Source organism: Martinezella lusitana, from assembly GCF_010668395.1.
In the GTDB taxonomy this organism is placed as follows: domain Bacteria; phylum Pseudomonadota; class Alphaproteobacteria; order Rhizobiales; family Rhizobiaceae; genus Rhizobium; species Rhizobium lusitanum_A.
Genome location: NZ_WUEY01000004.1, coordinates 318,681 through 331,401 on the forward strand (window position 1 = coordinate 318,681; position 12,721 = coordinate 331,401).

The following is a 12,721-nucleotide window of genomic DNA, read 5'->3' on the forward strand; positions in this document are numbered from 1 at the left end:
CATGCCATTCACCCGCATCACCCTTCTGCGCGGCAAGTCGCCAGGATATCTCAAGGCACTGTCCGACAATTTCCACCGTGCTCTGGTGGAAGCCTTCGAGGTGCCGCCGACGGATCGCTTCCAGGCCATTCACCAGCTGGAGCCGCATGAGCTCGTCTTCGACCGAACCTATTTCGCCAGCACTCCGCGCTCGGACGATTACGTCTTCTTCGATGTGACGACGGGCAAACCGCGCAGCACCGAGGTCAAGAAGGCCTTTTATCGCAGGGTCGCCGAGCTTCTGGGCGATGCGCCCGGAGTTCGTCCCGAGGACATCATGATTACGATCACGACCGCAACGCGTGAGGACTGGTCCTTTGCCGACGGCCGCGCCCAGATGATCGAGCAGGCTTGAGAGCGATGTCCCAAACCACCTCCCGCCAATCTCCCGCCATTCACCGTGCCGGCACGGACATGCGTCAATCGCCCGCAGGTATCGCCACCGCCCCTTTCTGGGTGGAATCTCTCGTGGAAAGCAATGAAAACGGCGGCCTGACTGCGTTACGCTGCGCCCTCGAGCCCGGCGTCATGACACGCTGGCATACGCATCCGCACGGACAGATCCTCTATGTCCTGTCAGGCGTCGGGCTCGCCGAACGCTTCGGCGGCTCCGCTGAAGAACTGCGGGCTGGCGATTGCATCACCTTCGCGCCGAACGAGCGGCATCGGCATGGCGCAGCACCGGAAAGCACCTTTTCCTATATCAGCATCCAGGCCGCGCAGGACGGCAGCGCCGTGACCTGGCTGGAGGAACGGCCATGATCGCCATGCAGTATAACATTTCCTTGCCCGCGGACTACGATATGGCGATCGTCGATCGCCGCATCCGCGACAAGGGTCCCCTGCTCGACAACTTCCCGGGGTTGAAGTTCAAGGCCTATCTCTCGGCAAGAAAGGGCGATGCCGTGACCGGGAGCCGGGAAAACCTCTATTCTCCCTTCTATGTCTGGCAGCAGGAGGAGGGCTTGAGCGAATTCATCTGCGGCCCCGGCTTCGCGGCACTGACCGGGAGTTTCGGCAGACCCCAGGTCAATACATGGGTCGTCTGGGGTGCGGACACCGCCGCCAATATTCGCAGCGCGAAGTTTGCGGCACGGGAGGTCGTCCCGATCGAGCCTCACGCATCGCTTGCCGAACTCCGGATAGAGGAGAGCGAGGCGGCAGCTCAGGCAATATCGAATGGCGGCGCGCTCGCCTCGGTGGTTGCTTTCGAGCCGACCCACTGGACGCTGGTTCGCTTCCGCCTGTTGGCCGAGCCGCCGAAAGATCCGGCCCGATTGGGTCTGCAGATTTACAATGTTGGGCATCTTTCGCTGCCTGACGCCGCCTGAAGTGTCACGGAGACAATCTCCTTGTTTTAATGAGAAGCGGGGCGCTCTATGGATGGAAAGCCTTTCTAAATCAGAAGAGTGATCCCTCCATGGTCGATATCGCAATGATCGAAGCCGCCCGTACTCGCCTCGGCGGTCGGGCGCGGCGCACCCCGCTTCTCTCCTCCCCTTTTCTCGATGAGATCGCCGGGCGCCGCCTGTTCGTGAAAGCCGAGTGCCTGCAGCACTCCGGCTCCTTCAAGTTCCGCGGCGGCTGGTCGGCAGTTTCAGCGCTGGAGCCGTCCGTGCGTGTCAAGGGCGTCATCGCCTTCTCGTCCGGCAACCATGCGCAAGGCGTGGCGCTGGCCGCAAGGTTGCACGGCATCCCCGCCGTCATCGTCATGCCGACGGACGCGCCGAAGCTGAAGATCGCCAATACCCGCGCCTTCGGCGCCGAGGTGGTGCTTTATGATCGCGTGAAGGAAGATCGCGACGAGATAGGCGCGCGCCTTTCGAAAGAGCGCGGCCTGACGCTCATCAAGCCATTCGACGAGCCGCAGGTGATCGCCGGCCAGGGAACGACCGGGCTGGAAATCGCCGAACAGGCTGCGGAGGAAGGCATCGAGGCTGCAAGCGTGCTCGTGCCTTGCGGCGGCGGCGGCCTGACTTCGGGCATCGCGCTCGCGCTCGAATCCCGCGCGCCTGGCCTCAAGGTTCACCCATGCGAGCCGGAGAATTTCGACGACACCGCCCGCTCGCTGGCGTCAGGCAGGATCGAGCGCAACGCCGCGCTGCAAGGCTCGATCTGCGACGCCATCATCACGCCGCAGCCGGGCAACATCACGTTTCCGATCCTGAAACGCCTCTGCGGTCCCGGACTCGTCGTCTCGGACGAAGAGGCACAGAAGGCCATGGCGCTCGCCTTCACTCGTTTGAAGATCGTCGTTGAACCGGGAGGAGCCGTGGCGCTGGCCGCAGCACTTTTCCACGGGCAAGACATCGTCGGCGATACGGTGATCGCCGTCACATCGGGCGGCAACGTCGATCAGGATGTCTTCGAAGCGGCGCTCAGCCGCCACTAAATCCTCAGTTTGTGGCGCGACGATACAGCGCCAGCGATCCTGCCAGAGCCAGCAGCGCGCCGCCACAGGCGCGCTCGAGCCATCTTGCCCCTTCCGACTTCAGCACGCGCACGGCCTGCGAGCCGAAAACCGCATAGCCGAACATGATCGCGAAATCGAGCGCAGCGAAGATACCGCCCAGAACGATATATTGCTGCATTTGCGGCGCCGCCGGATCGATGAACTGCGGCAGGAAGGCCGAGAAGAAGAGATAGCCCTTCGGGTTGGTGACGGCGACCATGAAGCTCTTCAGGCCGATGGAAAAGACAGTTCCTCTCGGCTGGCTCGCGCCGGCCTGCAGGGCACCGTCGATGGTCCCCTTCGAGCGCAGCATCATGATGCCGAGAAAGGCGAGATAGGCCGCACCCACCCATTTCAGGGCGGAGAACCAGAATTCGGAAGCCGCCAGCAGCGCACCGAGGCCGATGGCGACGGCGCTGATGAGAACCGCATCGGAAAGCACAGCACCGACCATGCCCGGCAAGGCGCGCCTGACGCCGAAGCGCGAACCATTCGTCAGCGCCAGCAGCACGGTCGGCCCCGGCGTCACGATACCGATGAAGGAAACGGCGGCGAAGGCGAGCAACGTGGTCAGATGCATGTGTCCCTCCTCTTGAAGGGAGGAAGGTTGCATGTGGTGCGGTGCTTAGCAAGAGGGGCTTGCTTCCAATATGCCGAGCCGCTGATACCCCCCTCCCCACAGACTCGGCTGCCAATGGCTACTGCCCGTAACCTACTCCACCAACCCAGCGTCCGCCACCGTCGCGGCAACCCTGGCGCCTTCGCCGGCCAAAGCCTCGGCCTTGACGAGGTTGCCCGCCATGGCGCTGCCCATCTGACCCAATCCGATATCCGACTTTCATGGGCGGATTTCCTTTTCAATCCGCCTGTTGGGGTGATTGCAGGCACGTCGGCCTCAAAGTCATGACCTCCACCAAAGGTGGAGGTTTGAAACGCTGCGCTTGAACCACTAGAAGTGGTTTTGTTAGTGCTTAGTAGCTACGATTAAAGAGGTCGGCAAAGTCGGAAGCTTTGTCGGCCTTTTCTTGGTTCCGGATATATTGTCTGACGACCTGCTCATTATAGCCCGTCGTCGACACGAAATACCCACGTGCCCAAAAGTGATACCCTTTGTAGCGGCGCTTACGCGCGTACTTGTTGGCAATGTAAAGAGCCGTCTTGCCCTTCAAAAATCCAACTATATGCGCGACCGAGTATTTCGGCGGGATCGATATCAACATGTGGACATGATCGGGCATCAAATGACCCTCTTCGATCTGGCAGCCCTTTTGCTGAGCCAGACGACGTAAGAGTTCACCCAACTCTCGACGCACATCCCCGTAGAGTCTTTTCGTTCGGTATTTGCTGCCAAAAACAACGTGATATTTGCAGTCCCACGTCGCATGCGAGAGCGATTGCTCATCCATATAACCTCCTTGTTTGAAGTCTGGGCCACGCCAGCGGTTCAAGCAGGAGGTCTCTCAACTACCGTGTAAAACTCGTCCAGTCCTCCACCGTAGGTGGAGGTTTATTCTTGATATAGAAAAAACCCGCCGTCTTGCGACAGCGGGTTTCGGATATTTCAGGGTGCTTGCCGCAATCTTACATCGGCAATCACACGCCGGACTGGCCGTCCGAACCGATATAGGCGATGCGCAGCATGTTGGTGGCGCCGGGCGTGCCGAGCGGCACACCTGCCGAAATGATGATGCGGTCGCCGGGCTTGCCGAAGCCTTCTTCGGCGACGATGCGGCAGGCATTGTTGACCATGTCGTCGAGGTCGGTCGCATCGTGCGTGACGACACAGTGCATGCCCCAGACGACGGAGAGGCGGCGTGCCGTCTGGATGATCGGCGACAGCGCCAGGATCGGAACCTGCGGACGCTCGCGCGAGGTGCGCAGGCCGGTGGTGCCGGACGAGGTGTAGCAGACGATGGCGGCGAGTTTCAGCGTTTCGGCGATCTGGCGGGCAGCGAGCGAAATCGCATCGGCGCCGGTCGCTTCGGGAAGCGCGCGCTGGGCATAGATGATGCCCGGATAATGCGGCTCGCGTTCGATGGTGCCGGCAATGGAGGCCATCATGGAAACGGCTTCGACCGGATAATCGCCGGATGCGGATTCCGCCGAGAGCATGACCGCATCGGCGCCTTCGAAGACGGCGGTCGCGACGTCGGAAACTTCGGCGCGGGTCGGAACCGGTGCGGAGATCATCGATTCCAGCATCTGCGTGGCGACGACCACCGGCTTGCCGGAGCGGCGGCAGGCGCGGATCAGCTGCTTCTGAATGCCGGGAACGGATTCCAGCGGCATTTCCACGCCGAGGTCGCCACGGGCCACCATCAGCGCATCCGAAAGCTCGATGATTTCCTCGATGCGCTCGACGGCCTGCGGCTTCTCGATCTTCGACATCAGGCCGACGCGGCCATGGGAGATCTTGCGGACTTCCGTCAGGTCTTCCGGGCGCTGGATGAAGGAAAGCGCCACCCAGTCGACTTCGTTAGTGGCGAGGACGGCATCGAGATCGACACGGTCCTTCTCGGTCAGCGCGCCGACGCCGAGCAGCGTATCGGGCAGGCTGACGCCCTTCCGGTCCGAAATCTTCGTGCCCGAAATGACCGTCGTGACGATGCTCTTGCCGTCGCACTTCTCGGCACGCAGCGCCAGCTTGCCGTCATCGATCAGCAGGCGGTGGCCGGGCTGAACCGATTCCAGGATTTCCGGATGCGGAAGGTAGACACGCGTGTTGTCGCCGGGGATATCCTGATTGTCGAGCGTGAAAGTCTGGCCCGGCTTGAGATCGACCTTGGTTTCGGCAAACTTGCCGACGCGCAGCTTGGGACCCTGCAAGTCAGCGAGAATGCCGATCGGACGACCACAGCGGGCTTCGACGGCGCGAATGCGCTGGATCAACGTGCGCATCAAATCATGGCTGGCATGGCTCATGTTGATGCGGAACAGGTCTGCCCCGGCCTCATGAAGCTTCTGGATCATTTCCTCCGTCGAGGAAGCCGGACCGAGCGTTGCGAGGATTTTGACTTTTCTGTTTCGTTTCATCAATTCTGGCTCTCTTGGCTGCCCGGGGTATCGGAGAGCTGAACCATCCAGCTCGCCTGACGCCCCGTGTCGTATTCCTTGAATCCCATCTTCTGGAAGCCACGCGCGTAGCAGTCCTTCACGCCTGGGATCTTGAATTCGTTTTCCGCCACGCACATTTCGACGTCACCCGTCCAGCGGCCGCCGCGGGCCGCATCTTCTGCGTAGAGGTAATAATAGCGGGACTGGAGCGGCCCCTCGATCAAGGTGGCGCAGGTGTTGGCGGGAATCTGCCACCAGCCTTCCGTTACCCAGCCTTCTTTCGCGCGATACCCGATCGCCACACCGACGAGATTCTGCGTGCCGTTGCAAGTTCGGAAATCGGCATGAGCCGCATTCGGCATGAAGAAGAACGGCGCAGCCGCAGCGAGAATGAGGAAGGCGATTCGGGCTAGCGGACCTGACCGCTTAACGAAACGTGGCGCGACTTGGCTGGACACGGCTTCCAATTGGCTCCCGGTTATTCGTTGTTGCGTCTTCTTGCGCCGCCATCCCATGAATGTCAACGCAACTCTAATCGATTATATTTTCTTCGCGGACGGTCACGGCGCGACGCGCCGCTCTTCATCCGATCGAAGCTGCAAACCTTGCACCTTCCATCCGCACATGCAATCAAACAAAGAGTTGAAAATTACGATAACCGACAATCCGCATGGCCGACTTCAAAGCTTTCGAAATCATACCCGGCAATCGTGACAAAGGCATGGTCATTCTTGGCGATCATGCCATGCGGCACCTGCCCGAGCGCTACGGCAGCCTTGGGTTGCCGGAAGCCGCGTTTTCCCGCCACATCGCCTATGATATCGGCATCGAAGGCCTGTGCCGCCATCTCTGCCAGAGATTGGGCGTGCCGGGCGTGCTCGGCGGCTTCTCCCGCCTGCTGATCGATCCGAACCGCGGCGAGGACGACCCGACCCTGGTCATGAAGATCTCTGACGGAGCGATCATATCGGGCAATCATCCCATCACGGATGAAGAATGGAACTACCGCATAGAGGCTTTCCACCGGCCCTACCACAAAGCCGTCGACGAGACGATTTCCGCGGTGGCGGAAGCGACGGGCAAGGCTCCCCTGGTCTGGTCGATGCATTCCTTCACGCCGGCGTGGAAAGGCGTGCCGCGACCCTGGCACGCAAGCGTTTTGTGGGATAGCGACGAGCGCGCCGTCGCACCGCTCCTTGCAAAGCTCGGCGCCGATACCGATCTCGTTATCGGAGACAACGAGCCTTATGACGGCGCTTTGCGCAACGACACCATGTTCCGCCATTGCATGATGAAGGGTATTCCGCATGCACTGCTGGAAGTCCGCCAGGATCTGATCGGCGACGAGGCCGGCATTGTCGAATGGGCCGACCGGCTGTCGCCGATCTTCGCCGAGATCAATGCCGACCCGGCCTTGCACGAATATAGGCGCTATCCTTCACGCACCGGGCCTTACGAGGCTTTGGCATGAGGCGCGGCACCGCCAGCAAATCGAGGAAAAAGAGATGACCACACTCACCAGGGAACAGCAGACGGAGCTCGAGGCCGCCGCATTTCGCCATCTCGTCGTGCATTTGCGCGAGCGGAGCGACGTTCAGAATATCGATCTGATGAACCTCGCCGGCTTTTGCCGCAATTGCCTCTCCAACTGGTATCGCGAAGCGGCCGAAGAAGCAGGCCTGCCCGTCAGCAAGGACGAGTCGCGCGAGATGATCTACGGCATTCCCTACGAGGATTGGAAGAACCTGCATCAGAAAGAAGCCTCGCCTGTGCAAAAAGCCGCTTTCGAGCAGAACAAGCCGAAAGATTAACGCTCCCTTCACCAATACGGCTTGACCTTGCGCGCCATTCGCGGCACGTCAACTGCCCGATCGAATTCGAAATACCGCGCTCGCCTGAAGCGATGTTCCATATCGGTGATCCACCGATCTTATTTGCGACCGGCGGCAGGCGACCCTTTAGGACCCTTTAGGAGAAGTGCATGGAAGAGAACAGCGTCGAGAACGTGGCCGCGGCGGAACTGCGTCAATTCATCGAACGGATCGAACGCCTGGAAGAAGAAAAGGCCGCGATCGGCAGCGACATCAAGGATGTGATGGGCGAGGCCAAGGGTCGTGGCTACGACACCAAGGCGATCCGCACCATCATCCGCCTTCGCAAGAAGGACGCGAACGAACGGCTGGAAGAAGAATCCATCCTGCAGACCTACATGGCCGCACTCGGCATGGAATGATCGAGGCTCTCGTCAGCCTTGCGAAATGATCGGGAGCCGGCTTGCCGGCTCCTTTCTTTTTGGAGCGTGAGAAAACGTCATTCCGCGAAAAGACGGTCGATCAGCGCGGCGGCACTGCCCTGCCAGAGCTCGCCCCTGCCGGTTCCCGACCAAAGGGACAGGAAATCCGGCGATCCCTTCGCCGTCGATGCGCCGCGCATGTCGCGCGTGAACTTGTTTTGCGCCGGGAAGGGAAGGATGCCTTCCGGTTTCCCATCCATCTCATCCATGAAGCGGTTTTCGATGCCGCGGGCGAAGCGGCCGGAAAAGGCGCGGGTCGTACGCGTCCTGCGCTCCGGCGTTTCGAGAAGCTTCCTGCGATAGGGCGCCGATGTTCCGGCCTCCGCGCAGGCAAGGAACGCCGTACCCATCTGCACGGCCTGCGCGCCCGCCTGCAGCGCCGCCCGAATGCCGCCGGCCGTCATGATGCCGCCGGCCGCAATCAGCGGCACGCGAATGGTGCCGACGCATTGCGCCAGGAGATCGCGAAGGCCGATTTCCGGATCCGCCGCCCTGGCATCGAAAATGCCGCGATGGCCGCCGGCCTCGAAGCCCTGCAGCGTGACCGCATCCACGCCGCTCTCCTCAAGCGCCCTCGCCTCATCGAGCGTCGTCGCCGTGCCGATCAGCGGAATGCCGGCCTTTTTCGCCGCGCGGACATGCTCGGCAGGCAGCAGACCGAAGACGAAGCTGAAACATGCCGGCCTGAGGCCCAGCACGGCCTCGAACTGCGCGTCAAAATCCTCCTCGTAGGGAGCCTCAAGCTGCGGTGACGGCAGTTCCAGTTCCTGGCGATATCGGGCAGTCGCCTCCACCGCGCGGTCAACCCGGTCGCTTGCGACCTCTGGGATCGAGTGCGGAATGAAGAGGTTGATCGAAAACGGCTTGTCGGTCCGCTGTCGCACCTGCACCGCGAAAGCCTCAATGGCCGCGGCATTGGAATAGGCGCCTCCCATGGCCCCGAGAGCGCCAGCAGACGAAGCGGCCGCCACGAGTTCCACCGAAGAAGGACCGCCGGCCATCGGCGCGACGATCAATGGATGCTTCAAACCAAGCCGTTGAAAAAGATTGCTGTCCACAGGGGCAGACATGTCCGTTTTCCTTTCAGGAATGTCTGATGATTTCTCAACCGAACATAGGCATCGGACCGTGGTTTGCTAGGAGCGACGAAGCGCCGCGGTACGGGCCTCGATGGCTGCCACCACCGACACCATGTCGAGCCGGCCGTTGCCGAGCTCGACGCTTTCCCCATAGAGCTCGCGGCAAAGGTCGAGAACCGGCGACGCCAAACCGGCGGCGCGCGCCGCCTGCGCGATCAGTTTGGTGCTGTTGAACGCATCGGCCGTTGCCGCCTGCACTGAAAAATCCCGGACGACAAGCTTCGGAATTTTCACGCGCGTCAGATCGCTTGCCATCGGGCCGCTATCGATGGCCGCCCGAAAAGTCGCAAGGTTGAGCCCGTTGCTTTCGGCAAAATGCGCGGCCTCGGCGAGCCCCGCCAGCATCGTGCAAAGATAGAGATTGACGGAAAGCTTCATCAGCAACGCATTGCCGACCGGGCCGCACAGGATCGTCTCGCGGCACATGGGCGCAAGCAAGGGCCGCACCTCTACAACCGCGTCCGTATCGCCGCCCAACAGTGCGACGAGCTGCCCTGTTTCCGCGGGCTTGCGCGAGCCGGAAACCGGCGCCTCGACATAGCGCCCGCCGGCGGCAGCGATCTCGGCGGCGAGCCCGCGCGAATAGTCGGGAGAATTGGACCCCATGGACACCACGATGTGCCCGGCAACCAGCTTGGCAAAGGCGGGCGTGCCGCGCTGCAGGACCGCGTCCAGCGCCCCTTCGTTGACAAGCATCAGAATGACGATGCGCGTCTGCTCGAACACCTCTTCGACGCTCGCAGCCACGGCGGCACCAGCCTTAAGCAGAGGATCTGCCGCGGCCGGCGAGCGGTTCCAGACCACGAGTTTCGTACCGGCTTTTGCAAGATTGAGGGCCATCGGCTGGCCCATGACGCCGAGACCGACAAAGCCGATCTCCTCGCCCGGCTCGGTGCCGGGACGTTCGCTGACCTTGGTCATCACAACAACTCCGATGGTTCGGGTGACTATGCGATCTCTCGTGTCAGAGCCCGGCGGGAGCGTTTCCCGCCGGGTATCGATCATGCTCCGGTCAAAACCCGGCGCGGATCATAGGGCTTTCCGCTCAGAACAGGCGGTCCAGCCACTCATGCTTGTCCTGCGCCCGGCCGAACTGGATATCGGTCAGCGCAGCCTTCAGGCGAAGGGTGGCAGGACCGGCATTGCCGTCGCCGATCGTGAAGCCGTACTTGCGGCCCTTCACCTTGCCGATTGGCGTCACCACCGCTGCCGTGCCGCAGGCGAAGGCTTCGCGCAGGCGGCCGCTCTGGGCATCGGCCTGCCATTGATCGATGGAATAGGGCTCCTCGCGAACGGTCAAGCCCATGTCGCGCCCGAGCTTGATCAGCGAGTCGCGAGTGATGCCCGGCAGGATCGTACCGGTCAATGCCGGCGTCTGCAGCGAGCCGTCGTCGAAGACGAAGAACACGTTCATGCCGCCGAGTTCTTCGATCCAGCGCTTTTCGACGGCGTCGAGGAAGACGACCTGCTCGCAGCCTTCGCGCTGGCCTTCAGCCAGTGCGGAAAGGCTTGCCGCATAGTTGCCGCCGCACTTGGCAGCACCGGTGCCGCCAGGTGCGGCGCGCGTGAAATTCTCGGAAACCCAAAGCGTGACAGCCGATGCGCCGCCCTTGAAATAGGAGGCAACCGGAGAGGCGATGACGCAATAGAGGTAGTCGGTCGCCGGCCGTGTGCCGAGCGCGGATTCCGAGCCGATCATGAACGGCCGGAGATAGAGCGACGCGCCTTCCGCGGTGGGGATCCACTCGCGATCGATCTTCACCAGCTCGCGGACGGACTCGACAAAGACATTTTCCGGCAAGGTCGGCATGGCCAGCCGCTCGGCCGAATTGTTGAAGCGCCGGGCGTTGGCGCTCGGACGGAAGAGAGCAGCACCGCCATCGGGCAGGTGGTAGGCCTTCATCCCTTCGAAGATTTCCTGCGCATAGTGAAGCACCACGGTCGCCGGATCGAGAGCCAGCGCCTTGCGCGCCTCGATCTTGGCGTCGTGCCAGCCACGGTCCTGCGAATAGCGGATCGTCACCATATGATCGGTGAAGACGCGGCCGAAGCCCGGATTTTGCAGCAGCGCTTCCCGCTCGCTAGCCGTCGCGGGACTGGGGTTTTTCTGGATGTCGAAGGTTAGTGCGTCGCCGTTGCTCATGGCTCCTCCAATGCTTTATTTGTCGCGGCTTTCGCCGCCCATCTCCCGAAGGATGGTGTAAATCAAATCGGGTGGTATTTGATTGCGTTTACGCCTGTTCCTGCGCAAGTTTAAGAGCGATTTTCAGAAATTTGCGAGGCAAATCGCTATTTCGCGCCGGCAAATGGCTCATTGCTACCGTCAAGCCTCGATCACAGCGCTTTTACGACGGCTTCCGCCGCCGCGATGCCATTTTCATAGGCGCCGTGCGCCGTCGAATATCGCGCCCGCGAGCAGGCCTCTCCGGCAAAGAACAGACGGTCGTCGCAAGGGGCTGCCAACACCCCGCGCAGATCCGACGCGCCGGGCGTCGCATAGGAATAGGATCCGCCGACAAAGGGCTCGGCCGCCCAGGCGGACATGACGAGGGGCGACAGTTTCGCGCCGACATCCGAGCCGAAGACGCGCTTCAGCTGCTCCACCGAGAAATCGAACACGGCATCGATGCCCTGCCGCTCCAGATCGAGCGCGAGATCGGCGGCAAAATAGGCCTCGATGACAGGGGCGCCGAACGGTTTCAGCTGATAGGCGCCTGTGCGGCGGCTATGCTGCGATCCCATGACATGCGTATCGTCGGGAAACATCGCCGGCTCGACGGTGCGAATGAACAGCTTGTTTGCAAGGCCAAGGGGCAGACGCGACGCCGCCTCGATCTTCTCCGGCAGCGGCGGCCAGAAGGCGATGCGCTCGGCCGCCAGGACGTTTGTGGAAACGGTGACGATGACGGCTCTGGCCCGCAGCTCGCCCCTGTTCGTCGAAAGCACGATATGGCCCGCGGCGCTGTGATCGATGCGGCGGACCTCGACGCCAAGAACGGTCGGAACCGGCAAGCCGTAGGTCGCCACCAGCGTTCCATAGCCCTGCCGCACGCGCCAGTCGGGGCCAGGGCCGGGATCGTAGCGGCCGAGATCGATCACCGATGACTTGTCGAGTTCTCCCCCGGTCATGAATGCACCGACCGCGTAAATCCGCTCGCTCCACGGGTCGCCCGGCAAGACCATCGCGGTCAGATCCGCATCCTCATCGCCGTCGTAATCATCAACGCGCTCGAAAAAGTCGTTGACGGCTGCGGCGGCGGCCTTTGCGTCGGGAGTGTCCTGCTCCAGCCGATGACCGCCGTCGCTCCAGGGGGCCGGCGTGCGATCGACGGTCAGGCCGATTTTCTCGGCGATACCGGTCCAGGCGTTGGTGCGCGCACCATGCAGCCAGCCGCAGCCGAGATCGAGCGCGGCGCCATCGGCCCCGAATGGATGGATCGACCGGGCGCGGCCGCCGACGCGGTCGGAGGCTTCGAGCAGCAGGATCGACAGATCAGGCCGAAGCAACTGCAGTTGCCGGGCCGCACCCACACCGGCAGCACCCGCGCCGATGACGGCAACATCGACCTCGCCGCCGTTCCAGGACTCGATGGGCATCCCAATTCCTTTTCGCGCAAGCGCCGGTGAGCGAACCGGCCGCACGATGAGATGAACGATATGAGGCTCGCCAATCCGCCAGCGCGAGCCCCCGCCGCCATCTGTAGCCGAGCTCGACGCGGCGTGTAAACGGGCACGACGACGGCC

General features: G+C 62.1%; 15 protein-coding genes. 7 read left to right on the plus strand and 8 right to left on the minus strand.

Annotated features, from left to right (window positions below):
- The first annotated feature begins 1 nt into the window (after window position 1).
- From GR212_RS11610 to GR212_RS11625, 4 genes are all read left to right on the plus strand, one after another.
- Window positions 2-394 carry a tautomerase family protein gene (locus GR212_RS11610; protein WP_163986676.1) on the plus strand — a complete coding sequence of 131 codons (393 nt, stop codon included), beginning with the start codon at window positions 2-4 and terminating at the stop codon, window positions 392-394.
- A gap of 5 nt (window positions 395-399) precedes the next feature.
- Complete coding sequence (locus GR212_RS11615) at window positions 400-801, plus strand: cupin domain-containing protein (RefSeq protein WP_163986678.1); 402 nt, start codon at window positions 400-402, stop codon at window positions 799-801.
- Window positions 798-1,370 (plus strand): DUF4865 family protein, encoded by a 573-nt coding sequence (locus GR212_RS11620; RefSeq protein WP_163986680.1) that lies wholly within the window; start codon window positions 798-800, stop codon window positions 1,368-1,370. Before GR212_RS11615 ends, GR212_RS11620 begins: the two co-directional genes overlap by 4 nt.
- 89 nt (window positions 1,371-1,459) lie before the next feature.
- Window positions 1,460-2,431 (plus strand): threonine ammonia-lyase, encoded by a 972-nt coding sequence (locus GR212_RS11625; protein WP_163986682.1) that lies wholly within the window; start codon window positions 1,460-1,462, stop codon window positions 2,429-2,431.
- Window positions 2,432-2,435: 4 nt separating this feature from the next.
- Here the strand turns inward: GR212_RS11625 and GR212_RS11630 are convergent, their stop codons facing one another.
- The 4 genes from GR212_RS11630 to GR212_RS11645 all read right to left on the minus strand — a co-directional run bounded on the left by GR212_RS11630 (window position 2,436) and on the right by GR212_RS11645 (window position 6,012).
- Window positions 2,436-3,071 carry a LysE family translocator gene (locus GR212_RS11630; protein ID WP_163986683.1) on the minus strand — a complete coding sequence of 212 codons (636 nt, stop codon included), beginning with the start codon at window positions 3,069-3,071 and terminating at the stop codon, window positions 2,436-2,438.
- 391 nt (window positions 3,072-3,462) lie between these two features.
- Entirely contained in the window at window positions 3,463-3,897 is a 435-nt protein-coding gene (gene tnpA / locus GR212_RS11635) for an IS200/IS605 family transposase (RefSeq protein WP_113356627.1), read from the minus strand.
- A 187-nt stretch (window positions 3,898-4,084) separates the two neighbouring features.
- Entirely contained in the window at window positions 4,085-5,524 is a 1,440-nt protein-coding gene (gene pyk, locus GR212_RS11640; RefSeq protein ID WP_163986685.1) for a pyruvate kinase, read from the minus strand.
- Window positions 5,524-6,012: a DUF1036 domain-containing protein gene (locus GR212_RS11645; protein WP_163986943.1), complete on the minus strand. Its 489-nt coding sequence runs from the start codon at window positions 6,010-6,012 to the stop codon at window positions 5,524-5,526. The genes pyk and GR212_RS11645 overlap by 1 nt, the downstream gene beginning before the upstream one ends.
- Before the next feature lie 203 nt (window positions 6,013-6,215).
- On the opposite strand from GR212_RS11645, the gene GR212_RS11650 reads away from it, so the two are divergent.
- The 3 genes from GR212_RS11650 to GR212_RS11660 all read left to right on the plus strand — a co-directional run bounded on the left by GR212_RS11650 (window position 6,216) and on the right by GR212_RS11660 (window position 7,778).
- Window positions 6,216-7,016: an N-formylglutamate amidohydrolase gene (locus tag GR212_RS11650; RefSeq protein ID WP_163986686.1), complete on the plus strand. Its 801-nt coding sequence runs from the start codon at window positions 6,216-6,218 to the stop codon at window positions 7,014-7,016.
- Window positions 7,017-7,050: 34 nt separating this feature from the next.
- Window positions 7,051-7,356 (plus strand): DUF1244 domain-containing protein, encoded by a 306-nt coding sequence (locus tag GR212_RS11655; protein ID WP_163986688.1) that lies wholly within the window; start codon window positions 7,051-7,053, stop codon window positions 7,354-7,356.
- 170 nt (window positions 7,357-7,526) lie between these two features.
- Entirely contained in the window at window positions 7,527-7,778 is a 252-nt protein-coding gene (locus GR212_RS11660; protein ID WP_015341059.1) for a DUF2312 domain-containing protein, read from the plus strand.
- Between the two features lie 77 nt (window positions 7,779-7,855).
- On the opposite strand, the gene GR212_RS11665 is transcribed toward GR212_RS11660, so the two are convergent.
- The 4 genes from GR212_RS11665 to GR212_RS11680 all read right to left on the minus strand — a co-directional run bounded on the left by GR212_RS11665 (window position 7,856) and on the right by GR212_RS11680 (window position 12,574).
- Window positions 7,856-8,908, minus strand: coding sequence for an NAD(P)H-dependent flavin oxidoreductase (locus GR212_RS11665; protein ID WP_163986690.1), 1,053 nt, complete (start codon window positions 8,906-8,908; stop codon window positions 7,856-7,858).
- 66 nt (window positions 8,909-8,974) lie between these two features.
- Window positions 8,975-9,898, minus strand: a complete 924-nt coding sequence (locus GR212_RS11670) for an NAD(P)-dependent oxidoreductase (RefSeq protein ID WP_163986692.1) — start codon at window positions 9,896-9,898, stop codon at window positions 8,975-8,977.
- 124 nt (window positions 9,899-10,022) lie between these two features.
- Window positions 10,023-11,120, minus strand: coding sequence for a branched-chain amino acid aminotransferase (locus tag GR212_RS11675; RefSeq protein WP_163986693.1), 1,098 nt, complete (start codon window positions 11,118-11,120; stop codon window positions 10,023-10,025).
- 191 nt (window positions 11,121-11,311) lie between these two features.
- On the minus strand, window positions 11,312-12,574 hold the full coding sequence (locus GR212_RS11680; protein ID WP_163986694.1) for a flavin monoamine oxidase family protein: 1,263 nt from the start codon (window positions 12,572-12,574) through the stop codon (window positions 11,312-11,314).
- Window positions 12,575-12,721: the final 147 nt, after the last annotated feature.